General features: G+C 63.4%; 19 protein-coding genes. 11 read left to right on the plus strand and 8 right to left on the minus strand.

What is annotated here, in order from left to right:
• Positions 1-1,880: 1,880 nt before the first annotated feature.
• The 5 genes from trxA to ACIPY3_RS13960 all read right to left on the minus strand — a co-directional run bounded on the left by trxA (position 1,881) and on the right by ACIPY3_RS13960 (position 7,742).
• Positions 1,881-2,207, minus strand: coding sequence for a thioredoxin (gene trxA, locus ACIPY3_RS13940; protein ID WP_387437532.1), 327 nt, complete (start codon positions 2,205-2,207; stop codon positions 1,881-1,883).
• Between the two features lie 33 nt (positions 2,208-2,240).
• Positions 2,241-3,197: a thioredoxin-disulfide reductase gene (gene trxB / locus ACIPY3_RS13945; RefSeq protein ID WP_400334940.1), complete on the minus strand. Its 957-nt coding sequence runs from the start codon at positions 3,195-3,197 to the stop codon at positions 2,241-2,243.
• Positions 3,198-3,437: 240 nt separating this feature from the next.
• Positions 3,438-5,063, minus strand: coding sequence for an ABC transporter substrate-binding protein (locus tag ACIPY3_RS13950; protein ID WP_400334942.1), 1,626 nt, complete (start codon positions 5,061-5,063; stop codon positions 3,438-3,440).
• A 139-nt stretch (positions 5,064-5,202) separates the two neighbouring features.
• Entirely contained in the window at positions 5,203-7,212 is a 2,010-nt protein-coding gene (gene murJ, locus ACIPY3_RS13955; RefSeq protein WP_400334944.1) for a murein biosynthesis integral membrane protein MurJ, read from the minus strand.
• Positions 7,213-7,238: 26 nt separating this feature from the next.
• Positions 7,239-7,742, minus strand: a complete 504-nt coding sequence (locus tag ACIPY3_RS13960) for an NUDIX hydrolase (protein ID WP_090822121.1) — start codon at positions 7,740-7,742, stop codon at positions 7,239-7,241.
• A gap of 196 nt (positions 7,743-7,938) precedes the next feature.
• Here ACIPY3_RS13960 and ACIPY3_RS13965 point away from each other — a divergent pair, with 196 nt between their 5' ends.
• From ACIPY3_RS13965 to ACIPY3_RS13985, 5 genes are all read left to right on the plus strand, one after another.
• Complete coding sequence (locus ACIPY3_RS13965) at positions 7,939-9,405, plus strand: CCA tRNA nucleotidyltransferase (RefSeq protein WP_400334946.1); 1,467 nt, start codon at positions 7,939-7,941, stop codon at positions 9,403-9,405.
• A complete protein-coding gene (locus ACIPY3_RS13970; RefSeq protein WP_397324211.1) occupies positions 9,406-9,987 on the plus strand; it encodes a histidine phosphatase family protein in 582 nt (193 codons plus the stop codon).
• A gap of 588 nt (positions 9,988-10,575) precedes the next feature.
• A complete protein-coding gene (locus ACIPY3_RS13975) occupies positions 10,576-10,716 on the plus strand; it encodes a hypothetical protein (RefSeq protein WP_400334948.1) in 141 nt (46 codons plus the stop codon).
• A 143-nt stretch (positions 10,717-10,859) separates the two neighbouring features.
• Positions 10,860-12,350, plus strand: a complete 1,491-nt coding sequence (locus ACIPY3_RS13980; RefSeq protein WP_400334950.1) for a glycosyltransferase family 87 protein — start codon at positions 10,860-10,862, stop codon at positions 12,348-12,350.
• A complete protein-coding gene (locus ACIPY3_RS13985; RefSeq protein WP_400334952.1) occupies positions 12,343-13,785 on the plus strand; it encodes a phytoene desaturase family protein in 1,443 nt (480 codons plus the stop codon). Before ACIPY3_RS13980 ends, ACIPY3_RS13985 begins: the two co-directional genes overlap by 8 nt.
• Positions 13,786-13,796: 11 nt before the next feature.
• On the opposite strand, the gene ACIPY3_RS13990 is transcribed toward ACIPY3_RS13985, so the two are convergent.
• Positions 13,797-14,402: an NAD(P)-dependent oxidoreductase gene (locus tag ACIPY3_RS13990; RefSeq protein WP_400334954.1), complete on the minus strand. Its 606-nt coding sequence runs from the start codon at positions 14,400-14,402 to the stop codon at positions 13,797-13,799.
• Positions 14,403-14,485: 83 nt separating this feature from the next.
• Between ACIPY3_RS13990 and ACIPY3_RS13995 the strand changes: the two genes are divergently transcribed.
• The gene (locus ACIPY3_RS13995; protein ID WP_400334956.1) at positions 14,486-14,884 is read left to right on the plus strand and encodes a winged helix-turn-helix transcriptional regulator; all 399 of its coding nucleotides are present in this window, start codon (positions 14,486-14,488) and stop codon (positions 14,882-14,884) included.
• Between the two features lie 48 nt (positions 14,885-14,932).
• Here the strand turns inward: ACIPY3_RS13995 and ACIPY3_RS14000 are convergent, their stop codons facing one another.
• Together ACIPY3_RS14000 and ACIPY3_RS14005 are read right to left on the minus strand one after the other, a co-directional pair.
• The gene (locus ACIPY3_RS14000; protein WP_400334958.1) at positions 14,933-15,631 is read right to left on the minus strand and encodes an ABC transporter ATP-binding protein; all 699 of its coding nucleotides are present in this window, start codon (positions 15,629-15,631) and stop codon (positions 14,933-14,935) included.
• 23 nt (positions 15,632-15,654) lie between these two features.
• Positions 15,655-16,734: an FtsX-like permease family protein gene (locus ACIPY3_RS14005; protein ID WP_400334960.1), complete on the minus strand. Its 1,080-nt coding sequence runs from the start codon at positions 16,732-16,734 to the stop codon at positions 15,655-15,657.
• Between the two features lie 195 nt (positions 16,735-16,929).
• On the opposite strand from ACIPY3_RS14005, the gene ACIPY3_RS14010 reads away from it, so the two are divergent.
• The 5 genes from ACIPY3_RS14010 (at position 16,930) to ACIPY3_RS14030 (ending at position 23,987) form a co-directional block, all read left to right on the plus strand.
• Positions 16,930-18,222, plus strand: coding sequence for a sensor histidine kinase (locus ACIPY3_RS14010; protein WP_400334962.1), 1,293 nt, complete (start codon positions 16,930-16,932; stop codon positions 18,220-18,222).
• Positions 18,219-18,875 (plus strand): response regulator, encoded by a 657-nt coding sequence (locus ACIPY3_RS14015; RefSeq protein WP_400334964.1) that lies wholly within the window; start codon positions 18,219-18,221, stop codon positions 18,873-18,875. The genes ACIPY3_RS14010 and ACIPY3_RS14015 overlap by 4 nt, the downstream gene beginning before the upstream one ends.
• A 58-nt stretch (positions 18,876-18,933) precedes the next feature.
• Positions 18,934-20,916: a penicillin-binding transpeptidase domain-containing protein gene (locus tag ACIPY3_RS14020; RefSeq protein ID WP_400334966.1), complete on the plus strand. Its 1,983-nt coding sequence runs from the start codon at positions 18,934-18,936 to the stop codon at positions 20,914-20,916.
• A gap of 13 nt (positions 20,917-20,929) precedes the next feature.
• Positions 20,930-22,195: an FAD-dependent oxidoreductase gene (locus ACIPY3_RS14025; protein ID WP_400334968.1), complete on the plus strand. Its 1,266-nt coding sequence runs from the start codon at positions 20,930-20,932 to the stop codon at positions 22,193-22,195.
• A 109-nt stretch (positions 22,196-22,304) separates the two neighbouring features.
• Positions 22,305-23,987, plus strand: coding sequence for an ABC-F family ATP-binding cassette domain-containing protein (locus ACIPY3_RS14030; protein ID WP_397324198.1), 1,683 nt, complete (start codon positions 22,305-22,307; stop codon positions 23,985-23,987).
• The last annotated feature ends 138 nt before the right edge of the window (positions 23,988-24,125 follow it).

Here is a 24,125-nt window from a genome sequence, read left to right on the forward strand (position 1 = left end):
ACTGGCCGTGTCGTTATCCACGTCTTGTAGCGTTGAGATCGCCTGACAAAGTTCTGGAGCTTTGTCGTGGCCTTGTCGCCTTGTGTGTTCGCCGGCGGTGTCGTCCAGGCTTCCATGGCGATATTTGACTGGCTCTTAGAGGCCTTTCGGTGTCGTGACGTGGAAAGCCAGCCGTACGCGGGGTGGTCGAGGTGCTGTGTGGGTTTCTCCTAACCAGTTGAATCAGCGGAACGGCGAAGTTGGCGGCTAATGGGGTGTGCCTCAGGCCCGGAGGATCGGCTTTTGGGCGCCGGATGCGTCTTCAGGGCCAGGGCCAGGGTCGCCAGGTCCCTGTCGGTGGCCCAACGTGCGTCGGGGCGGGAAGTCGGCTGTGGGCGCCGGATGCGCCTCCAGGGCCAGGGCCAGGGTAACCAGGTCGGCTGTTGGTGTTCAAAGGCGCGTCAGGAACCGGAGGATCGGCTTCTCTGCCCGCTGGGGTCCCAGGGCTGCGTCATCCGCCGGCCGAGTGAGCACCAACAGTTTGAATCTGGCGGATTGATCGGACAGGGATCTGGGTCGGGCGATGGTCCGGGTGCCGCTCCTCCGCAGACCTCATGCTTTTGGTATCCAGACAGGCAGCCGCACTGTCCCGCATAAGAGTCGTGATTGCATTGAAGACGTTGCTCAATCTAATCCGGGGTCATACCGATGAAGGTCTACCGCGGCGATCGCGGACCTTTCGAAGGCAGGCCGCGCGCGATGAGGTTAGCAGTTGTGTTGGGGAGTCTACGAGAACGACGGAGCGGCTGCGATGAAGGTGATTCAGTGATAACTATGGCGATATGAGCGGCTGGATGTAGGGCGGTGCTGACCTTGCTGTGTTGCGTCTGGGCTGTTCCCACCTTCTGGGTACTGGAGCCCGTGTTGCCGGGGCTACTCGCGCTTTCTCGGCACTGCAGCCAGTGCTGCGTCGCGGGAGGAGCCCCTCCCCGAGGTGTTGGCACTGAGGAGGTACTCAGCTGTGTGGATGATCGTTGTTTCACGTGAATCAACGATCGCTACGTCGAGTCCGCACGCAGAGGTGCCTTAAGCGAATGTGTGAGTGCGTTTCACGGCAGTGCGAAAGACGTGCAGGTGGTTGGGATCAGAGCGAATACCTAAGTAGGCGAAGGGCGCAGCGGCCACAGTTCAGCAGCTGGAAGCCCGATGGAGGGCGCTTGGGGTGGAACACAATCTGTCTGATAGGCGAATTGGGAATCTGATCGGTGGCCAAGGGTGAACTGCATGGACCGCGATGTGGACGGGCAGAGTAGAAGGAGAAGCCGGCCGGCGAAGTAGGTCGGCACAGCGTCGCATTCGGGAGCTGAACCGGGCGGGCGTGATAGAAGGGTCGGTCGATCAGTGCAAGCCCGCCTCCCGTCCAGGAGGTCTCTTGTTGTGTCGGATATGGTTCCACACCTCTTCGGGGTGGATCGCAGAAACTGTGGCTTCAACCTCCGCTGAGCTGAAAGCTCGCTACGCGCTCGTTCCACGTGAAACATGGCAGAACGTCGTGGATTGGTTCAGCCAGCGTCCATCGAAGAGTGCTCGAAGAGTTGATCGGGTCCGCAGCTCGCCTCTTCGTAACGTCGGGTCCCGGGCGGATAATTCAAGAGGTCACTCAGCACTGCGGTGTCGTATCTACGAGCCGTCACAGAAAGTGTGCTCTCCTGCCGCCCCAAAGAGCCCACTCCAGGTAAGCCACGCCAAATTTTTCTCGACTGGCGAAGTACAGGGTACCCTGGCCAAGGACTGCCAATAAAGCAACCGCTAGGGATTCATTTCCGAAAAAGCCGGAAGCCGGCGGCTACCTTGTCCCCATAAGGGGCAGGAGCCGCCGGCTTCCGACGGTGAATCAGGAACTAGGACAGGACGTCCGAGAACTCCTTTTCGAAGAACTGCTTGGGCTTGGCGCCGATGACGGTGCTCTTCACCTCTCCCCCGCTGAAGAGGTACACAGCCGGGATGGAGGTGATGCCGTACTGGGCTGCGATAGCGGGGTTGTCGTCGACGTTCAGCTTAACGACGTCCACCTTTTCGCTGTACTCGACCGAGATTTCGTCGAGGATGGGACCGAGCTTGCGGCACGGACCGCACCACTCTGCCCAGAAGTCCACGATGACCGGCTTCTCGGAAGCCAGGACATCCGTGCTGAAGCTTGCGTCAGTTACGTCTTTGGCGTTGCTCATAACTTTTCCCTTCGTATGGTTGCTGGATGCAGCTTAGGAGTGCAGGTCGGCCAGGTAGTGCTCTACGTCGAGAGCCGCCACACAACCGGAGCCCGAGGCTGTGATGGCCTGGCGGTACGTGGGGTCGATGACGTCGCCAGCAGCAAACACGCCCTTGATATTGGTACGCGAGCTGCGTCCCTCGACGGCGATGGTTCCTTCGGCGGTGAGGTCCACCTTGCCCTTGACCAGATCGGTCCGGGGATCGTTGCCAATGGCCACGAAGACGCCCGTCACGTCGAGTTCGGATTCAGTGCCGTCCACAAGGTTCTTGAGCTTCAGGCCCGTGACCTTGTCGCCACCCAGAACGTCCTCAACGGCGGTGTTCCAGACAAAATTGATCTTCTCGTGGGCCTGGGCACGGTCACCCATGATCTTGGAAGCCTTCAGGGTGTCGCGGCGGTGCACCACGGTAACGGACTTGGCGAACTTGGTGAGGAACAGCGCCTCTTCCATGGCAGAGTCCCCGCCACCGATCACGGCAATGTCCTGGTCCTTGAAGAAGAAACCATCGCAGGTTGCACACCAGCTGACGCCGTGGCCGGAGAGGCGCTTCTCGTTCTCCAAGCCGAGCTCGCGGTAGGCAGAACCAGTGGAAAGGATGATGGCCTTGGCCTGGAACTTCTCCCCCGTGCCGATGGTGACTGTCTTGATGTCGCCGTCGAGCTCCAGTTCGGTGACATCCTCGAAGAGGATTTCGGTGCCGAAGCGGGCAGCTTGCTTCTCGAAGTTTTCCATGAGGTCAGGACCCATGATGCCCTCGGGGAATCCGGGGTAGTTCTCCACGTCCGTGGTGTTCATCAGTTCGCCACCAGCGGTGACGGAACCAGCAATGAGCAGCGGCTTCATGTTGGCGCGAGCGGTGTAAACGGCGGCAGTGTAGCCGGCCGGGCCGGAGCCGACGATGATGACGTCACGCACCTGCGATGCGCTGTTTTCTGCAATGCTCACGTGGCGTGAACCTCTTCCTTGATCGATGCTGCGGCTTTCGGGGCAGCCACCTGACTCAACCCCCGTAACGCTCCAAATATTCCGTTGGAATGTGGGGACAGGGAAGCACCCTGAAATCCACCATTATTCAGGGTACCGGGTGCAGGCGTGCCGCATCGAAGCGGTGACGCCAAGGTAAGTAGCAGTAGAGGCCGTTCTGACGAGTCAAAACGGCCTCTACTGCTACTTGGTTGATTGGGGCTACTGGATGGTGACCTCGGCCAAACGGAGTCCGTAACCGAAACGGGTCTTCGGTGCTGCCAGCTTGGGCAGGGACTTGATGACCACAATGACGTACTGGGTCTGCGCCGGAGCGGCCAGGGGCATGGTCAGCTCCGGCGAGGTGAAGCTGTTGGTGCCCACCAGCTTGGCTCCGTCCATGGCAGGACGATCGTTCGTGTAGACGCTGATGCTGCCGCCAGAACCACCAAGCTGGTTCAAGACCACGGACTTAACCTCTGCGGGTTCCTTGAGCTTGACTACCAGCGGCATCTCACCTGAAAGCCCGCCCCAGTCGGGAGTCGCGAACTCCATATCCGACCAATAGCTGGCTGCGTTGCCGTCGAACGCCTTCACGAGGTCCTTGTCGAAGGACGCCGCGAATTCGAAGTTACCCAAGCGGGTGATTTCCTGGATGGCCGGCGGAGCAGCCGGGGGCGCAGTTTCCGATGGGGTCGGTTCGGCGGATTCGGAACCGGAGGCCTGTGGTGCCGTGGTGTCTTGGGTAGCCGCTGGCTTGGAGCTGGGCAACAGGCTGCCGAGGTTGGTGACGGCGAGGACCAGGCCCACAACCAGCACGGCGGCGAGCAATCCGCCAACCAGCCAGCGCAGGGAACGGGGTTCGCGCTGGGGCGCCTCGTCCTCGTAAACCTCGTCGTCATAGTCATCGGCCGCGGCCGCCGATGCCGGGAAACTGCTGGCCGCACGGTCGTAACCCGAACCGGAGCCACCGGAAGCTGCTTCTCCGCTAAAGCCGTAGTCTTCCTGGGACCAGAGCGAAACCTTGGGTTCCGTGGATGGCTGCGGCGAAGGAGTCGGAGCGGCCGGCTGTGCGGATACCGCCTGGGTGGGGGGCTGCGGCGAAGAAACCGGTGCGGCCGGCGGGGTGGACACAGCCTGGGTGGGCGGTTGTGCCGGTGCGCTCGGCAGGTCCGACCCCGAGGAGCCAGCGCCAGCACCGGCGTCGTTCGTCTTGGAACCGGCGTTTTTCAGGGCTGCGGCGGCAGCGGCACCGGCCGCACCGGCGCCTGCAGCCGCGGCAGCGATCTTGGCGCCGAACCCCTTGCCCGCGGCAGGTGTCGCTTCGGGCTTGGGAGGCACGTTGCCCGCGGGCGCAGCGGGGGCCTCGGGAGCATTCTCGCTATGGATGGGGTAGCCGTCGTTGTCGTACTGGATGTACTCGGCTTCGTGCTCGTCATCCTCATACAGGCCGTCGTATGTTTCGGGCTCGTAGGTGCGTGACTGGCCGAAGATCTCGGTGCCGAGGGCCTCCGTGAAGAACGGTTCCACGTACGGCGGGTTGGTGGCGACCACCAGGTCAAGCAGGTCCGGCGCGGTGCTGTGGTTGGTGATCAGGTACGTGGTGTTGTCGCTGACTCCGAGGTCCAGGATCTGGACGTGGCCCGGGCGCTCCCCCGTGGCGACTTCGCGGGCGCTCTGGGCTACCTGCTCGGCATTTCCGGGTCCGGCAACAAGGATGCTCACGGGACGGTTGAGGACTTGGTCCACGCCGTCGAGCACCAGATCTTGGTCATGCGAGGTCAATACGGTGGCCGTGACCTTGTAGCGGCCGCCAAGCACTGATCCGACGTCGATCGGGTGGGACACGTGTTCCTCCTAGGCTGTCCGGGAGCTGCGGGTCCTGCAGGCGGGCACCCACTGAGCCGGGAAAACCGCTTTTGCAACTACCTATATTCGTTTCTAGCCTAGCCGATAGCCGCCCTGCGCCCACGTTGGCGCCGCCGCTTTACCTCTTCCTGTTGTCCTCCACAGGGAAGTAGGGATTCCGTCCAGCCTCGCCCTGGTAGGTCCGGCGTCCGGGCAGCGGTACCTGGGGACGGAACTTCCCGCCCATGGCCGTACTGGGCACATCTTCGTCCGGAATGTACTCGGCTGCGCCTACCACATCAGGGTGGCGCTCGACGGCGGGTTCCGGCTCGAGTGCCGGGCCGGCCCTGAAGGATGCGGCGTCGAATTCGCCCGAGATGCGCGGAATCAGGCCGGTGTCGTCCGAAACCGTGGCTCGTGCCGCCGTCGTGGGTTCAGCAGCGGCGCCGGCGGGGACCGGTACGCCCCGGCCCAGGCGGCCGAGCAACGGTCGCAGCAGGTCGCGAAGTTCGGTGACGCGGAAAACCCGCAGCAACAGCAGGTAGGCAACCAACATGACAGGCCCGACGACGACAACCGTCACCAGGGCGGCGGGCCGGCTGCTCCAAGCGAATCCGTCGGCGCGGTAGCTGCCGAGCAACCACAGCGCCAGGGCCCCGGCAATGGCCGAGCCAAGGCCTGCGTAGCCCATACGGATATACGAGTTGGCGATGCGTGGACCGTCGAGGTGGCCCAGTAAGCGGCGAAGGAACACCACGCTGATCACCACGGAAAGGATGTTGCCCAGGGTATAGAGGACGGCGATCGCGTAAATGATCTGTCCCACCGGCAGGAACTGGATGATGAACGCGCCCACCACGTAAACCACGGCCAGCAGCAACTGAACGTAGAGGGGCGTGCGGGCGTCCTCGTTGGCATAGAAGACGCGGGACATCATGAAGTTGGCGCTCATGAACGGCGTGCTGAGGGCAAGGATGGTCAACGTCTGCGCCAGCATGACGCCGTCCTGTGGCTCACCGCCGGAGAAGAACATGCCCAAGGGGCCGGCGAGGGCGAACAGTGCCAAGGCACCGAACACGGTGGCGACCGCCATGGTCCGGAGGCCGTGCGACAGGGCGTCGCGGAGTTCTGCTTTGTTGCCGTCCTGGGACGCACGGGTCATGCGGTTAAAGAGGACAGTGGCCAAGGAGAGGGCAATGATCGAGTGGGGCAGGAGATACAACTGGCTCGCGACCTCGAGGACCGCGTTGCCGGGAAGAGTGGAGGCCGCGGTGGTCTCCCCCGCGTTGCTCAGCCGAAGCCGCTCGGCGCCGGGAATCGTTGCGATCCTCATAACATAAAGGAACGCCAACTGCCCGACGGCGGCAGTCAGCAGCGTCCACACGCTCAGCTTCGCTGCCTGGCCCAGTCCAACGCCCCGCCAACCGAAGCGCGGCCGGAGGCCCAGCTTCAGCCTCAGGACCGGTATGAGCAGGATGGCCGTCTGGGCCACCACGCCGATAGTGGAGAAACCGGCCACGAAGAAGGTCTGTACCGGTCCCCAGTTATCCAGCGTGTGCGGATTGGTGATGTTGGCACCAAGGATCCAGATGAACATCCCCAGGCCCGCAATGGCCACGAGGTTGTTCAGGATGGGAGCCCACATGGCAGGCCCGAACGCTCCGTGGGCGTTCAGGACCTGGGTAAGGAGGGCATATAGCCCGTAGAAGAAGATCTGTGGGAGGCACCAGAACGCGAAAGTGACCGCGAGGGCCTTCTGCTGCTCCGAGTAGTCCTGCGTGGTGAGGTCGATGACGAGCGGTGCCGCCAACGTTACGATCGCGGTCAGGGCCAGGAGCACCAGGACTGCGAGGGTCAGGAGCCGGCTGAGGTAATCCGCTCCACGGTCCTCGGCCTTGCTCGCCTTGATGATCTGGGGCACCAGGACGGCGTTGAACACGCCGCCGGCAACCAGGAGGAAGATCAGGTTGGGCAGGTTGTTCGCGTTAATAAAGGTGTCAGTAACTGTGGAACCCAGGCCCAGGGCGGCACCAAGCATCCACGTTTTAGCGAAGCCAAGGAACCGGGAAACCAACGTTCCCGCGGCCATGATGGCGCTGGAACGTGCTTCTCCGGATTGAACGGACTGGGTTGTTTTGGCTTCAGACATCGCCTTTATCGTCCCATGTACCCGGCTCAGAGGTGTTCCGGCAGCACTTCCCGTGCCAAATCGGCGATGCGGCGTTCATTCGGGAAGGAGAGCTTCCGGGCCAATTCCTGGATGGGAACCCACGCAGCGTCCACTGCTTCCTGGTCCGGATCGTTCTCGATGGTCAGCTCGCCGCCGGTGGCCTGCAGGAGGAAATGGTGGACCGTTTTGTGCACGCGGTGGCCGCTGACTGTGAACCAGTAGTCAATGCTTCCCAACGGGGCCAGGATGCTTCCCTCGATGCCCGTTTCCTCCGCGATCTCGCGAACGGCAGCTTCCTCGTTGTTTTCGCGGCCTTCCGGGTGCCCCTTGGGCAGGCACCACTCCAGCCGGCCACCCCTGTTAAGGCGGGCGATGATCGCAACCCGGAGTTCGCCGTCGGACGTGTCCACCACGACGCCGCCCGCCGATACTTCCTCGACAGTGGGAAGCGAGGCCTGGACCGGGTGCTGCGGGGCAGGCGCGACGTGCGCGCCGATTGCCGACGGCAACGGTGCGTTTGTCCTCCTGCCGGGAGCGCTCGGTACGGGATTGGCCATGAAGTCCACTCTAACGACTCTTGCCCTCGAGTGATGACCGGGACATGGCCGCAAGGTGGACTGCAAAAGACAGCGGTTCCGCAGCACTGCGTATTTGCTGCCTTCCGTGGCCCAACGCCGCCCAAAAATCTGCCAAGCTTAAGGGACTATGGCGCACGTACTGGACAGCTCTTCTGTTAACTTCACCATCGACCCGGTGGTGCTCGATCTCGGGCAGCGCTTTGTCGATGCCGGATTCGAACTGTCACTGGTAGGCGGTCCCGTGCGCGACCTTTTCCTGGGCAGGACCTCCCCGGACCTCGATTTCACCACCGACGCCACACCGGACCAGACCATCTCCGTCATCAGGAAATGGGCGGACAACTTCTGGGAGATCGGTCGCGCCTTCGGGACCATCGGGATGCGCAAAGACGGCTTCCAGATTGAAATCACCACGTACCGCGCCGAGGCCTACGATGCCGATTCACGCAAACCGGTAGTGGCGTTCGGAAACTCCCTGACGGACGACCTCCTTCGCCGCGACTTCACCATCAACGCCATGGCACTCAAGCTGCCCAGCCTGGAACTGGTTGATCCTTTCGGCGGGGTCCGCGATCTGCACGCGTCCGAACTTGCCACGCCGGGAGCTCCCGAGGCCTCTTTCTCCGACGATCCCCTGCGCATGATGCGGGCAGCCCGTTTCGCCTCGCAGCTTGGAGTCTCCGTCCATGACGACGTCCGGCTGGCCATGTCCCAGATGGCTGATCGCATCAAGATCATCTCGGCAGAACGTGTCCGTGACGAACTCATCAAGCTCATCAATGGAGCGCAACCCCGCGTCGGTATCGACCTGCTGGTGGACACGGGGCTGGCTGAGTATGTCCTCCCGGAAGTTTCCGCCCTCCGCCTCGAATCCGACGAGCACCACCGGCACAAGGACGTGTACCAGCACTCGCTGCAAGTCCTGGAACAGGCCGCGGACCTGGAGACGGGTCTGGACGGTGCGGTCCCGGGTCCCGACTTTGTGCTGCGGTTTGCAGCCTTGATGCACGACGTCGGCAAGCCGGCTACGCGCAAATTCGAACCGGGCGGCGCGGTCAGCTTCCGGCACCACGACGTGGTGGGCGCGAAGCTGACGGCGAAACGCATGAAAGCCCTGCGCTTCGACAACGACACCATCAAGGCTGTGGCACGGCTGGTTGAGCTGCACATGCGTTTCTACGGTTACGGCGACGCCGGCTGGACGGATTCCGCGGTACGCCGCTACGTGACCGATGCCGGACCTCTCCTGGAACGGCTGCACCGGCTCACCCGCTCGGATGTCACCACACGCAACCAGCGCAAGGCCGACCGCCTGTCCTTCGCCTACGATGACCTTGAACAACGCATTGCCACCTTGCTGGAACAGGAATCGCTGGCAGCCGTTCGGCCGGACCTGGATGGCGCGCAGATCATGGCGCTGTTAGGGCTCAAGCCGGGACCCGTCGTCGGACGCGCTTACAAGTTCCTCCTGGAAGAGCGCATGGAACACGGACCGCTCTCCCCTGAGGAAGCCGAGTCCAAACTCCTGGCGTGGTGGGAAGACCAACCCGAGTCCGCCGCCGTCGATCCTGAAACCGAAACTGAGGAGCCTTAATTGAACGCCGCGACCTCCCCGCGCCCGCAACTCTGGATCCTTCGCCACGGCGAGACGGAGTGGTCCAAGAGCGGCCAATACACGGGACTCACCGACCTTCCGCTGACGGTGGAGGGTGAACAGCAGGCCGTTGAGGCGCGGAAGGTGCTGGAAGGCATCGACTTCGACCTTGTGCTGACTTCCCCGTTGCGCCGCGCACGCCGCACTGCCGAACTGGCCGGCTTCCCGGACGCCGTGCATGAGCCGCTGGCCGTGGAATGGAATTACGGTGACTACGAGGGCATCAGCTCGGACCTCATCCGCAAGGACAACCCGGACTACCTCATCTGGACCGACGGTGTCCCCAACGGCGAAACCTTGGACGAAGTTGCGGCACGGGCAGACAAGATCATCGGCCGCGTCCTCGAGTCCGGAATGGACAACGTCCTGGTAGTGGCACACGGGCATTTCTCCAGGATCCTCACGGCCCGGTGGCTTGAAATGGATGCCACCCAAGGCCGTCATTTCCTGTTGGGCACAGCAAAGGTATGTACCCTTGGTTGGGACAAACGAACTCCGACGATTATCCGCTGGGGACTCTGAAAGAAGATTTTTCACATTATTTTGGTGAATTTGCGATTTTGGCTGGCCAAATACACTAATTGTGCTGTACCTTAAATCTTGTTCCCAGGGCGTCTTGCCGGGAACAAAGCGTGCACTCCCCGGTTAGTCTGCCGGGTTGATTGCCTTGGCGGGCTGCTTACGGCCAGAGAAGGAGGTTGGGAAAAATGATTACTTTGACTAGCGGACGGAAGATGACTTTCACTGCTGCCCCGGCCTCTGCTGCTGACGCGCGCCATTTTTGGAGCCACTGACCACTCCGGTTTCACCGGCCCGGCCTTGACGCCGGGGGTGTTCCAGATCCAGGGGTCCACCCCGGTCTGTATGAGTGCTCAGTTGTGCGAGCGGACCGCAGTACGTCGCGGGTACGCAGTTTCCCCATAGTTCGGAACCAGCTTCTTGTTGGGTTAATTGCCCGTATTCTTCGTGCGGACAATTCGTGTTCCACTGTTCCGGTCTGCTCACTTGTCCATTATTTCCGGCTATTTGTGCCTTTTCGACCCTTGAATTCAATGGGTCTATTTATTGTGCCCAAATTCCGGCCGTTCACCCAAGGAAAGGAGGTGAACCGTGCCCAGGAACCTCAAGGAACTGCGCTTCTTCAAGAGCACCGATGCTCCCAAGGACCGCACCCTGTTCAACGGCCAGCTGCTCGACCAGCGCCGTGAAGACGTTTACGTCGTCCTGCACCAGATGGGAGTCATCCGCTGATGCCTCCCCCACCCGAAGGAGTCTCCGGTGCCGCATGGTCACGCTGAACCTTTGGAAGCCCGCGCGGCTACGCGTGGGCTTCCCCCTTTTAAAGCGAACCACCATGGCACGGGCGACCGCTTGCCGGACTGTAAGCTCGACTCATGCAGGAGACGAAGCCGCACCGGCAGCGAGAACGGGTCCGCTTTGTGGTTCCCAGCCGCAGCGACTCTCTGCTCCGTAACTTCACCGAACTGGTAGGTGGTCCGCTCGGCCGCCATTCCTCGCCGGGCAAGATCTCCCCCGGACCGTTCACTGTGGAACGGGTGCTCATCATCTTGACCGTCCTGGCCGCATTGTTGGCTGTGCTGGCCAAGGACTATTGCCGGGCCAACGGCTGGGAAACCCCCTCACAGTTCTACGCCACCTGTTATTCAGACTTCCCCGAGTTGTTCAAGAACCGGGGGCTGGGAGACGGCTCCTTCCCCTTCTTCACCCAAGGAAGCCTCTTTGAGTATCCGGTGCTCATGGGCATCATTGCAGGCCTGACGGCGCTGCTGGTTCCGGGCAAAGGCGTGGGCAACGAACGGATCCTCGGGTACTTCGACGTCAACGCGACGCTCATTGTTGCTGCGTGGATTGTCACGGTCCTCCTGACGGCCCGCATCAACAGGCGCCGTCCTTGGGACGCAGCGATGGTGGCCCTTGCGCCGGGGATCATCCTTGCCGGCTTCATCAACTGGGACATGTGGGCAGTAGTACTCCTGGCCCTGGGCATGTACTTTTTTTCGCGCGAAAAAATGGTGTGGGCAGGCATCTTCATCGGACTGGGTACGGCAACCAAGCTCTACCCCCTCCTGATCCTGGGGGCTGTGCTGGTCCTGGCCCTGCGGACGGGTCGCCTCCGTGCCTTCTTCATCACGGCCGGCGCCACGGTGGCGTCCTGGCTGGCGGTCAACCTGCCCTTCGCTGCGATTGACCCGGCCGGCTGGCGCTACTTCTTCGAGTTCACCCAGAACAGGCCTGCTGGATACAGCTCACCGTGGTTCGCTTTCAACCTGGCAGCGGACAGGCTCCACTGGACGCAGCTCAATGCGGCAACCATCAACTCGCTGGCCCTTTACCTGTTTGTCATTGCGTGTGCCCTGATCGGAATCCTCGCGCTGACAGCTCCCAGGCGTCCGCGTCTGGCCCAGCTCGCTTTCCTGATAGTTGCCGCGTTCATCCTGACCAACAAGGTGTACTCACCCCAGTTCGTCATCTGGCTCATTCCGCTGCTGGCCCTGGCCCGCCCACGCTGGCGTGACTTCCTCATTTGGCAGGCAGCCGAGGGGCTGCACTGGGCGGCCATCTGGATGTATCTGGGACAGGCGACCAGCGGCGGCGCACCCCAGCACAACATTGATATGTCCGCGTACGTGCTGGCGGTGGTCCTCCATATGGTTGCCACGGCCTACCTGATGGCCCGCGTGGTGATGGACATCTGGGATCCCTCGCAGGATCCAGTGCGGGCATCAGGTGAGGATGATCCGCACGGCGGCCCCTTTGCAGGCGCAAAGGACTGGTTGAGGATCCACCTTGCCCGTCCGTCCGCATCCACCCTGCCATGGCGGCCGAAAGCACCCCTTCGCGAGGAGATCGGCAGCGATGGCTGACGTCGCCGTCGTCGGGTCCGGACCGAATGGCTTGGCAGCAGCAGTGGTTATGGCGCGAGCCGGTCTGGACGTGCACCTCTACGAGGCAGGCGCGACGATCGGCGGCGGAACCCGGACCTCCGAGCTTATCCAGCCGGGCTACCTGCATGATGTCTGCTCGGCGGTCCATCCGATGGCCGTGGCTTCGCCGTTCTTCAAGGCGTTCGAGTTGGCCAAGCGCATCGAGTTGCTCGTACCCGAGGTGCAGCACGGCGCTCCCTTGGACGTGGGCGGTGCTGCCGTGGCCTACCAGTCCCTGGAACGCACCGCCGATGAACTTGGCAACGACGGGCCGGTTTATCGGCGTTTGCTGCAGCCCCTGCTGGAGAGAGCTGCGGGAATTGTGGACATCTCTTCCCACCAGTTGCTGCGGGCTCCACGGGATCCGCTCGCCGCCTTGCGATTGGGGCTGGCCACCCTGGACCAGGGCACACCGTTCTGGAATCGACGTTTCAGGGAGGAAGCGGCGCCCGCCTTGCTGACGGGCGTCATGGCGCACGCGGTGTCCGCGCTTCCATCGCTGACCGCTACGGGTGCCGGGCTGATGCTTTCCTTGCTGGCCCACGCCGTCGGTTGGGTCATTCCGGTGGGAGGTTCGCAGTCCATCGCGAAGGCTATGGCTGACGACCTTGTTGAGCATGGCGGCACCATCCACACAGGGCAAGCCGTTGAATCACTCCACCAAGTGAGGCCGGCCAAGGCGATACTGCTTGATGTGGCTGCTCCGGCACTGCTCCGGCTGGCTGGATCCGAGGTGCCGGACAGATACCGGAGGGAACTGGAAACATTCCGGTTCGGGAATGCAGCGTGCAAGGTGGACTACATACTCTCTGAGCCCGTGCCATGGCGCGATCCTGCCTTGGCCAAGTCCGGAACGGTGCACGTGGGAGGCTCCAGGGCCGCGATGACCGAGGCGGAGAACCTTGTAGCCATGGGGAAGCATCCCAGCGAGCCGTATGTCCTGGTGTCACAGCCGTCCTTGGTGGACTCCACCCGGGCACCAGCCGGGCGGCACATTCTGTGGACCTACTGCCATGTTCCGGCTGGTTCGGACGTGGACATGGGAGAAGCCGTCACTGCTCGCCTTGAGCGGTACGCGCCGGGCTTCCGCGACGTGGTGGTGGCTTCAAAAACCACGACGGCGGCAGGGCTGGCCGCCTACAACCGCAACTACGTGGGTGGAGACTTCAGCGCTGGAATGATGAACCTGCGGGGCTTGCTTCGCCGGCCGGTGTTCTCAACAGTTCCTTGGCGGACCCCGATTCCGGGTGTGTACCTGTGTTCGTCCTCCACCTCACCGGGACCCGGAGTGACAGGTATGCCCGGATACAACGCGGCGAAATATGCCTTGAAGGATATATTCCAGAAGCGTGTACCCGGGCTGGGCCTGGCGTAGTTCTGCCCGCGCTAGTTGGCCGCGGTGAAGCGGGAGCGACGGTGGGCCGGGCTCTCGATTTCGTCCAGCATGGCTACGGCGTAGTCCTGGGAGGAGATGGAATTGCCGGCCGGGGTGTCCTTTGCCACCTTGTACTCGCCCGTGCGCTCACCCGGCTGGATGAGGGGTGCGGGCGCGAAGACGGTCCAATCAAGGGACTCGGGGCTCTGCTTGACGGCTTCGAAGGCCTTGGCGGCCGTGGTGGCTTCGGCCTTGTAGGCTTCGGGGAAATCCGGGGAGTCGAGCAGTCGGACGCCGTCGACTGTCAGAGTCCCTGCGCCGCCGACGATCAGGAGGCGGGTTCCCTCCGCATTGCTGTAAGCCGTAGCCATGGCATTGAGCCATTCCGCATGGTCACCGCCGGTGCGGCTGGGTCCCGTTGCCAGCACGACGACGTCGTGGTCTTTTGCAATGGAAGCGAACGCCTTGCTATCGGCCTGATCGGCTGCCTGGGCGGCGGCGCCGGGAACCTCGGTTCCGTTGCGAGAGATGGCGGTGACGCTGTGGCCGCGGGTCAGGGATTCCTTGACGATCTGGCTGCCGACCATGCCCGTTGCGCCGTAGACTGCGATTTTCATTGCTCTCCTTGGGGTTGGTATCCTTGCAATGACACAAAGGTATCCATTGGATACTGATAGCTTCAAAGGAACCTAGTTACCTCATGGATACCAATAGCCTCCCCGGCAACATTCTCGACCCCGATTGCCCCTCCCGCGTGATCTTCCAGCGCATCGGCGACAAGTGGGCTTCGCTGGTGATCCAAGTCCTGGGAGATGGTCCCGTGCGCTTCTCCGAGCTCCGCAAGATGGTCAGCGTGGTCACGCCGAAGGTCCTGACCCAGACCCTGCGCGCCCTGGAACGCGATGGACTGATCACCCGCACCATCCATGCCCAGGTTCCACCCCGGGTGGACTACGAGCTCACCCCCATGGGCCGTTCCCTGCTGCAACCCCTGGGCATGCTGCGGGAATGGGCCGAGAGCCACGTGCCCAGCATCCTGCAAGCCCGGGACGCGTATGACGATGCCCAGGACGAAGCCGTGCTCGGCGCCCCCAACTAAGTCGCAATAGTGCGCGTTATGAGGGCTCAAAACGCGCACAACTGCGACTTAGTTGGGCAGGGTGGCTGGGACGACGGCGCGGCTGATGCGGCCGTCGCGCATGGTCGCGACGGAGTCGGTCAAGGGGAGGAATTCGGTGTCGTGCGTGACCATGACGGTTGCCGTTGAAAACTGGTCCGTCACATGGCGCAGGAGACGAACGATAGCCTCACTCCGCTCGTGATCGAGCGCCGCCGTGGGCTCGTCCACCAGCAGGACCGTTGGCTCCCCCATGAGCGCCCGTGCGATATTGACCCGTTGGCGCTGGCCGCCGGAGAGCTGGTGCGGACGCTTGTTCGCTGCCGCGCTGAGGCCCACCTCATCCAGCAGCTCCCCAGCCCTTCGACGGCCGTCCCTTGCCGCCTTCCCCCGCAAGTGCTCGCCAAACAGTAACTGCTCGACGGCGGTCAGTGAAGGCAGGAGGTTGGGTTGCTGGAAGATGATGCCCACCTTTTCGCGGCGCAGTCTGGTGCGTTCGGCCTCCGTCACTGCGGTGACGTCTTCGCCGTCAATGACAACAACGCCTGAGGTGGGTTTGATCAGTGTTGCGGCCACGGCCAGAAGCGAGGATTTTCCGGATCCAGAAGGACCCACCAAGGACAGGAACTCGCCTCGACCCACCCGGAGATCAACGGAGTCAAGGGCTTTGAGGGTGAACGAACCGTCGGGATATTCGAGCGTGACGTTGACAAGGCTGAGCACAGACATGTGTATTCCTTTCCGGGAATGAATCAGTTGCCGCCGAGGGCAAGGAGGGGATCAACTGTGGTGACGCGTCGAACGGCAAGGGCGGCACCGGCCAGGCCAAGCGCCAGGACGCCTGCAACGGGAAGCAACGTGGTCATGGGTGTTACCAAAAAGGGCGCAGCCTTCGAGGCCGCCCATCCCCCGGCAAGTCCCACCGCGCCACCCGCGGCGGTCCCGGCCAGCAGAACCAAAGCAGCCTGGGCCAAAGCGTCCCGGAGAACGTAGCCGGTAGACCCACCCAAGGCCCGGAGGACGGCGATATCGCGGGTGCGTTGCACAGTCCATACGGTCAGGAAGGCCACGATCACCAGTGCAGAAATGCCGTAGAGGAAGGCCTGCATCAGCATCAACGAGCCGTTCTCACTCTTGTACGACCCCAAAGCCTGGAAGGATCCCAGAACGTCAGAGCTGACCGTCCCGGCCGCCGCATTGGCGGCGTCGGCACTCACGGAGGCGCCGGCGTCGTACGTGACTCCCAAGACGGTTGCCGTATTCGGTGCGGCGTGCGCAATGCTTCGCCAGTCCGGCAAGGTGGTCCAGACGACGCCCGTGTGCGAGTACCACTGGTCCTCAACCACGTCGGCCACGGTCAGGTCAGTTCCGCTAAGGCGTACGCGGCTGCCGGGTTGGAGGGCCAGGTCCTTTGCCACGGTCTGGCCGATCACCACTGTGCCCTCGCCAACGATGGAAGGGGCCAGTGCACCTCCGAAGACCGCCACGTTGGCCGTTCCGGTGGCCGATCCATCGCCGGCCAGGGACTGGAAGCGGGTCTGGCTGATGCCGAGGGCCTGAACTGACGAGACGCCCGGTTGGTCGCGCCAGGCCTGGAGCTGTCGCGAGGACACCTCGGACTCCGTGTACGAGGCCTTGGGTTCACCGCCGGCCGGTGCGCCGAAGACGATCTGTTGGACCGGCAGGTTCTTGATGGCCGACGTCGACTGGTCGCCAAGTCCGGCGGTCAACCCGGAGAGCATGACGAGCAACAGGGTGATGAGGGCCACCACACTGCCCATAAGTGCGAAGCGGCCCTTCGCGAAACGGATGTCGCGGATGGCAAGAAACATCGGATTCCTTCGGTTGGGTGCGGGCTTTGTCCCGGCACACTCCACTTTTCCGTCCGGCATGCTTGGGCACATCGGAAGCGGGGTGGATTGCCAACGGACGTGGGTTTGAGGGGTCCATCAACCGAATGGTTGATTCAGGCGTGATACCGCGGTTTTCGGGCTCATCCGCTCCGCGGCGCGGATACGCTGGGAAGCGTGAATGCACACCCCGGAGAAGACCGACTGGAGACGCCCACAGGCGCCATCCTCCGCGTCCTCCGAGTGAGCCTCCATGTGGGTTTCGCGGTGCTGTTGCTGGTGGCGGTGATCCGGTTGCTGGCAGGCGCCGGCGTGGCGCCCTCGGCCGTGGCCCTGGCCGCTGGCCTGGGACTTTCCGGCGCCCTGGCACTTGTCTACTTGGCCGGGACGGTGCTGGAGAAGCGGCACGCGAGCGGTGCGTCGCCGTTCGATCCCACCCCCTACGCTCGCTGGTGGTTGGCCACGGTCATGCTCCTGTGGCTGCTGCTCCTGCTGGTCAGCGGCGATTTCGCCTGGGTGGCCTTCCCGCTCTTCTTCCTCCAACTGCACATCCTGCCGCGCCGGGCGGCGCTTCCGGCGATCGTGGTGAGCACGGCGCTGCTGGTGGGCGCCCTTTGGTTCCACGGCCGGGGAACGCCCGACGGCGGACTGCAGCTTGCGATGATCCTGGGGCCACTGTTCGGGGCAGGGTTCGCAGTGGTCACGGGCACGGCCTACCGCGCCTTGTTCCAGGAAGCCGAAAGCCAACGGCTGGTTGCCGACGAACTCCGACGGACCCGCGCTGAACTCGCGCGCACCCAGCACGAGGCCGGCATGGTCTCCGAACGCGAGCGTTTGGCCCGCGAAATCCACGACACACTGGCCCAAGGGTTCTCCAGCATCATCCTGATGGGAAGGTCGGCGGAAAAGGCCCTGGCGGATGGACAACCGGAGACAGCGCAGGAGCGGCTGAGGACTGTCCAGGAAACGGCTTCGGCCAACCTGGCTGAAGCCCGGAGCTTTGTCCGTGGCCTGCGGTCTCCCGACCTGGCGCAGTCGGGGTTGGTGGATACCCTGTCCAGGCTCTGCGCGAAGACGGAGGCGGAAGCCGCTGCCAGGGGGACCGATCTGCGTTGCCGCTTCGAGTTGGTGGGCTCCCCCGTGGAACTCCCCGGTTCCTACCAGACCACCTTGCTGAGGGCGGCCCAGGCTTCCCTCGCGAACGTGTGGGCGCACGCCCACGCCCATGCCGCCGTCGTGACCCTGTCCTTCCCAGGAACCGAGGTGACGATGGACGTCTTCGACGACGGCGTTGGTTTTGATTCCACGACGCTGGCCGGCACGGCGAGGGGCGACGGAACCGGCGTCGGGCTTTCGGGGCTGCGTGAGCGGCTTGCCGCCCTGGACGGGAGCATGGAGATTGAGTCCGCACCGGGAGAGGGGACGGTGGTGGCCATCCGCCTGCCGCTTCCCGAGGAGGGTGCGGCATGAGCGGGATCCGTGTGCTCCTGGTGGATGACCATCCCGTGGTCCGCGCAGGGCTCCGAGCCATGCTGGCCGATTTTCCGGGCGTCAGCGTCGTGGCAGAGGCCTCCGATGGTGCTGCGGCGTTGGTGGAGCTTCGACGTTTGGCTGCCTTGGAAGAGCCGGTGGACCTGGTGCTCATGGACCTCCAGATGGGCACCGGCATGGACGGAGTCACGGCAACGGGCAAGATCAAGGCCGGTGAGGGCGGGACTCCCCCGCCCCCGGTGCTGATCCTCACCACGTACGACACCGACGCCGACATCCTCGCCGCCGTGGAGGCAGGAGCGAGCGGCTATATGCTCAAGGACGCCCCACCGGAGCAGATCCTGCAGGCAGTTTCACAGGCCGCAGCGGGGCACACGGCGCTGGCCCCGGAAGTTGCGGCACGGCTTATGGGACGGATCCGCAACCCGTCGCCGGCGCTGAGTGCCAGGGAAGTCCAGCTCTTGGAATTGCTGGCAACGGGCATGGGCAACCGGGCCATTGCCAAGCAGCTCTTCATCTCAGAGGCCACCGTGAAGACGCACCTGGTGCACATCTACTCAAAGCTTGGCGTGGACAACAGGACGGCCGCGATTGCCGTGGCCACGCAGCAAAGGATCATCCGCGGTCGGTGACCGTCCGGGGTGTGGGCGCAACAAGAAACTGTCAGGGGAACCCGGCATAATGGCGCAAATGGGGAAACTTCGGAACCTGGTCCTTGGTCTCGTTACGCTGGTGATGGCCGGTTCGCTGACCGCTTGCGATGACGGCCGCTCTGGGGCGGAGAGTGCCGCAAAGCAGCTGGCCTCCGCCTTGGAAGCGCTCGACGTCGGGCAACTCGCCTTCGACGGGAAGGACGCATCGGCGGCCAACGATGAACTGAAAGCCGTAGTGGGAGGCCTTGACGCCAAGCCATCCGTCCAGTCCGGGGACCTCAAACTCGACGGCGACAAGGCCACCTTCCCCCTCAATTACAGCTGGAACATCGGCTCGGCCAAGTGGGAATACAGCCGGGAAGCGACCCTTAAGAAGTCAGGCGACAAATGGGCAGTCCAGTGGTCTCCGTCCCTCCTTGCCCCGGAGCTCGCTGATGGCCAAACGCTCTCGGCCAAGACTGTAGCTGCCCAGCGCGGGCAGATCCTGGGTTCCGGGGACGCTCCGATCGTCGAAGATCGGCCTGTCTTCCGGGTTGGTATCGACAAAACCAAAACCTCCGAAGACAAGTGGGACGCCTCGGCTCGGGCCATGGCTGAACTGCTCGGCCTGGATGCAGAGGACTATGCCAAGCAAGTGGCAGGCTCCGGACCACAGGCCTTCGTGGAGGGCATCGTCCTGCGCGCCTACACAGCGGATATCACTGAAGCCAAGATCAAGGCCATCCCGGGTGGTGTGAGCATCCTCGACTCCATGGCCCTTGCCCCCACGCGCACTTTCGCGCGCGCACTCCTGGGCAGTGTTGGCCAGGCCAGCGCCGAACAGATCGAAAAGTCCAACGGCGCCCTGCGCGCCGGGGATACCACCGGTACGGGCGGGCTGCAACAGAAATACGACTCCTTGCTTCGCGGCAAGGACGGCGTGGAAGTTGTTGCCACCGCCGAGCCTGCGGCCGAAGGCGCAACGCCGGAAACCAAGGTGCTCTTCTCCACTCCCGCGGAAGCGGGGACCACGCTGAAAACCACGCTGGACCTTAAGCTCCAGCAACTGGCCGAAGAGACACTGGCCGGCGTTGGACCAGCATCGGCAATCGTTGCCCTCAAGCCGTCAACGGGCGCAGTGCTTGCTGCGGCGTCCGGGCCGGGCAGCAACGGCTACAACACAGCACTGCTGGGCCAGTATGCACCCGGTTCCACGTTCAAGATTGTTGATTCCCTGGCGATGTTCCGGAACGGTGCCACGCCGGACTCCAAGGTTGACTGTCCCTCCACGGTGACCGTGGATGGCAGGACCTTCAAGAACTCCGAGGGGTATCCCGAAAGCTCGCTGGGCAGCGTGACACTGACGGATGCCTTCGCCCACTCTTGCAATACGGCTTTCATCAACGCGCGGGACACGGTCAGCCAGGATCAACTCGAATCTGCTGCCACGGCCCTGGGCGTTGCCGTTGAGGCCCCCAATCTGGGCGTCGATGCCTTCCTCGGTTCTGTCCCCGGTGAAGCTGCGGGTACAGAGCACGCGGCGTCCATGATCGGGCAGGGCAAGGTCCTGTTTTCCCCCCTCTCCGCGGCCATCATGGCAGCATCCGTCGCCAACGGAGCACCCGTTTCGCCCCAGTTGGTGCTCAACGCCGACGCCGCGGCAGCCCAGACGCAAAACCCCGACGCCGGTACCTCCACAGCGGAAGGCGGCACCGCATCGCCGTCGTCCGCTCCCGCAACGGTTCCGGCGTCACCTGCGTCCACCAAACCGATCACCAAGGAAGAAGCCGCGTCGCTGTCGACCATGATGCGTGCCGTGGTGACCTCTGGGCATGCCGGTTTCCTGGCCCAGGTTCCCGGAGCACCCGTTGGCGCCAAGACGGGAACTGCCGAATTCGGAAACGACGATCCGCCGAAAACCCACGCGTGGATTGTGGCAGTGCACGGTGACCTCGCAGTGGCCGTGTTCGTCGAGGACGGTGGACTCGGCGCCACCACCAGCGGCCCTTTGCTGAAGACCTTCCTGACGGCTGCCGGATGATGAGGGAGTAACCATGGAAACCAGCAATACCCAGTGCTTGGTGGTCGGCGGAGGGCCGGCAGGAATTGTCCTGGGACTATTGCTGGCGCGCGCCGGGCTCCGCGTGACGGTGCTGGAGAAGCACGCTGATTTCCTGCGTGACTTCCGCGGTGACACCGTGCACGCTTCCACCGTGCGGCTCCTCGATGAACTGGGCCTGGGTGAAGGGTTCCGGCGGCTGCCCCAAAGCCAACTGAACAACTTCCGGCTGCCCACCGAAGACGGCGAATCCGTGGTCCTGGCTGATTTCGGCCTCCTCAAGGCGCCGTACAACTATGTGGCCATGGTGCCCCAATGGGATCTGTTGGACTTCCTGGTGGAAGCAGCTCGGCAGGAGCCGACTTTCACGCTGCATATGAACACCGAGGCAACGGAGTTGGTGAGGGATGCTGCAGGCGCCGTGGAAGGAGTCAGGTTCCGTACACGGGATCCCCAATCCGGCGAAACCATGGATACCGGGGAACTGCGGGCCGGACTCACGGTTGCCTGTGACGGACGGGGTTCCATCATCCGCCAACGAGCGGGAATGGTGCCCCGTGAGTTCTCCGTGCCGTTCGATACGTGGTGGTTCCGGCTTCCCCGGAGGGCTTCCGAACACGATCCTGTGGCGTCCATTTCTCCACGGTTTGGGCGCGGGGACGTGCTGCTTGGCCTGACCCGCAAGGACTACCACCAGATTGCCTATCTGGCAGCGAAGGGGTTGGACGCGGATCTGAGGCGAGAGGGTGTACAGGCTTTCCGCGACCGCATTTCACGGCTGCGTCCGGACCTCGCGGATCGCGTGGACACCATCCGCTCCATGGATGACGTCCACCTCCTGGACGTCAAGCTCAACAGGCTCAGCAGATGGCATCGGCCTGGCTTGTTGCTGATCGGAGACGCAGCACATGCCATGTCGCCGGCCGGAGGGGTAGGCATCAACCTGGCCGTCCAGGATGCGGTGGCCGCTGCCCGGATCCTTGCACCCGCCCTGCTCAGCTCAACCCTGGACGAAGGCCACCTCGCTGCCGTGCAAGAGCGCCGTTGGCTCCCAACAGTGCTCGTCCAGACGTTCCAGCGCGTGCTGCACCGGGGAGTGTTCGCCCGGGTCATGGCAGGACATGAGCCCAGGCCACCCAAGCCGCTGCTGTTCGTCATCCGCCATTTCCCGGGCTTCCGCAAGCTGCCCGCGCGGATGATCGCGTTTGGCCCCCGTCCGGAGCACGCACCCGGGTTTGCGCGGCGGAAGCCTGACGCCTGACCCGCAAAGGTCCCCTGCCGGCCAATGGTTCGACGCCGCCCGTGGTTCCGTGCCCGCCCACGCAAGTGCCGCCGTCGAGCATTAACTCCCACCGTGGGAAGATGGGGCGGTGGCCCATATTGACGTTTCCGGCATCGACTACTTCCTCTCCGACGGCACCCAACTGCTCAACGGCGTGACCTTCAAGGTTCCTGACGGCACCAAGACCGCGCTGATCGGCCCGAACGGTACCGGCAAAACCACGCTGTTCAAGATCATCGCGGGCGATCTCACGCCGGACGAAGGTGTGGTTGGACGCTCGGGAAACATGGGAATCATGCGCCAGTTCGTGGGCCAGGTCCGCGATGAATCCACTGTTCGGGACCTGTTGGTCTCTACCGCCCAGCCGGGCCTCGCCAAGGCGGCCAAAGCCGTTGAGGAAGCCGAGCTGGCCATGATGGAGCACGACGACGAGCCCACCCAGATGCGCTATGCCCAGGCAATCGTGGACTGGGGTGACGCCGGCGGGTACGACGTGGAAACCGTGTGGGACGAGGTCTGCATGGCCGCCCTGGGGATTTCCTTCGACAAGGCACAGTTCCGCCGGGCTTCCACCCTGTCCGGCGGCGAGCAGAAGCGGCTCGTATTGGAAGCACTGTTCGCCGGACCGGACGAGCTCCTGCTGCTGGACGAGCCCGACAACTATCTCGATGTGCCCGGCAAGCGCTGGCTGGAATCCAAACTCAATGAATCCAAGAAGACCGTGCTGTTCATCAGCCACGACCGCGAGTTGCTGAACAATGCGGCCGGCCGGATCGTGACGCTGGAGCCGGGCATCAATGGTGCCGGTGCATGGATTCACGGCGGCGGTTTTGGCTCCTACGTGGAGGCGCGCGCGGACCGCAACGCCCGATTCGAGGAACTCCGCAAGCGTTGGGACGAGGAGCACGTGAAGCTCAAGGAACTCGTCAACATGTACAAGAACAAGGCCGCGTTCCGTTCGGACATGGCCAACCGGTACCAGGCTGCACAGACGCGGCTGGCCAAGTTCCTGGAAGCGGGACCACCCGAGGCCCTGCCCATCGAACAGAACGTCCGCATGCGCCTCAAGGGTGGACGGACCGCCAAGAGGGCCGTCGTGGCCGAGAAACTGGAACTGACCGGGCTCATGAAGCCGTTCTCCACGGAGATCTGGTTCGGGGACCGGGTGGGTGTGCTGGGGTCCAACGGCTCGGGCAAGAGCCACTTCCTGCGTTTGCTCGCTACCGGTGGAACCGACCCCGAGCGTGAGCATTTGCCGGTGTCCGACGTCGTGATCGCCGAGGTTCCGCACGAAGGCACCGTCAAGCTTGGTGCCCGCATCCGTCCCGGGTTCTTTGCCCAGACCCACGTGCGGCCGGACCTTTTGGGGCGGACCTTGTTGGAGATCCTGCACCGGGGTGACGAGCACCGGTCCGGGTTGCCCCGTGAGGCGGCTGCGGGTGCGCTGGATTCGTATGGATTGGCCGGCCAGTCGGAGCAGAAGTACGAGTCATTGTCCGGTGGCCAGCAAGCGCGTTTCCAGATCCTTTTGCTGCAGTTGTCCGGGGCTACCCTGCTGCTCCTCGACGAGCCTACGGACAACCTCGACCTGCATTCGGGCGAGGCTCTTGAACGGGCGATTGATGCCTTTGAGGGCACTGTCCTTGCCGTGACGCACGACCGTTGGTTCGCCAAGTCCTTCGACCGTTTCCTGGTGTTCGGCTCGGACGGCAAAGTGTACGAATCCGAAGAGCCGGTGTGGGATGAGAAGCGGGTAGAGCGCGCCCGCTAACCCGACGCTCTCTCATCTAATCGCCCTTAAACCGGATCGCTCTCGCACCCACTGCGAGAGCGATCCGATTTAAGGGGTGTTAGGTGAGAGAGCGTCCGGGGGTGAGCAAATGATCACAAAAAGTGATTAAGTGCGCGT

The organism is Paenarthrobacter sp. NPDC089714, from assembly GCF_044748905.1.
Classification (GTDB): domain Bacteria; phylum Actinomycetota; class Actinomycetes; order Actinomycetales; family Micrococcaceae; genus Arthrobacter.

Excerpts from the sequence above, each read along its gene's own strand:
- trxA (WP_387437532.1), bottom strand. The coding sequence starts at position 2,207 with ATGAGCAACGCCAAAGACGTAACTGACGCAAGCTTCAGCACGGATGTC.
- murJ (WP_400334944.1), bottom strand. The coding sequence starts at position 7,212 with ATGTCTGAAGCCAAAACAACCCAGTCCGTTCAATCCGGAGAAGCACGT.
- ACIPY3_RS13965 (WP_400334946.1), top strand. The coding sequence starts at position 7,939 with ATGGCGCACGTACTGGACAGCTCTTCTGTTAACTTCACCATCGACCCG.
- ACIPY3_RS13980 (WP_400334950.1), top strand. The coding sequence starts at position 10,860 with ATGCAGGAGACGAAGCCGCACCGGCAGCGAGAACGGGTCCGCTTTGTG.
- ACIPY3_RS13985 (WP_400334952.1), top strand. The coding sequence starts at position 12,343 with ATGGCTGACGTCGCCGTCGTCGGGTCCGGACCGAATGGCTTGGCAGCA.
- ACIPY3_RS13990 (WP_400334954.1), bottom strand. The coding sequence starts at position 14,402 with ATGAAAATCGCAGTCTACGGCGCAACGGGCATGGTCGGCAGCCAGATC.
- ACIPY3_RS13995 (WP_400334956.1), top strand. The coding sequence starts at position 14,486 with ATGGATACCAATAGCCTCCCCGGCAACATTCTCGACCCCGATTGCCCC.
- ACIPY3_RS14000 (WP_400334958.1), bottom strand. The coding sequence starts at position 15,631 with ATGTCTGTGCTCAGCCTTGTCAACGTCACGCTCGAATATCCCGACGGT.
- ACIPY3_RS14005 (WP_400334960.1), bottom strand. The coding sequence starts at position 16,734 with ATGTTTCTTGCCATCCGCGACATCCGTTTCGCGAAGGGCCGCTTCGCA.
- ACIPY3_RS14015 (WP_400334964.1), top strand. The coding sequence starts at position 18,219 with ATGAGCGGGATCCGTGTGCTCCTGGTGGATGACCATCCCGTGGTCCGC.
- ACIPY3_RS14020 (WP_400334966.1), top strand. The coding sequence starts at position 18,934 with ATGGGGAAACTTCGGAACCTGGTCCTTGGTCTCGTTACGCTGGTGATG.
- ACIPY3_RS14025 (WP_400334968.1), top strand. The coding sequence starts at position 20,930 with ATGGAAACCAGCAATACCCAGTGCTTGGTGGTCGGCGGAGGGCCGGCA.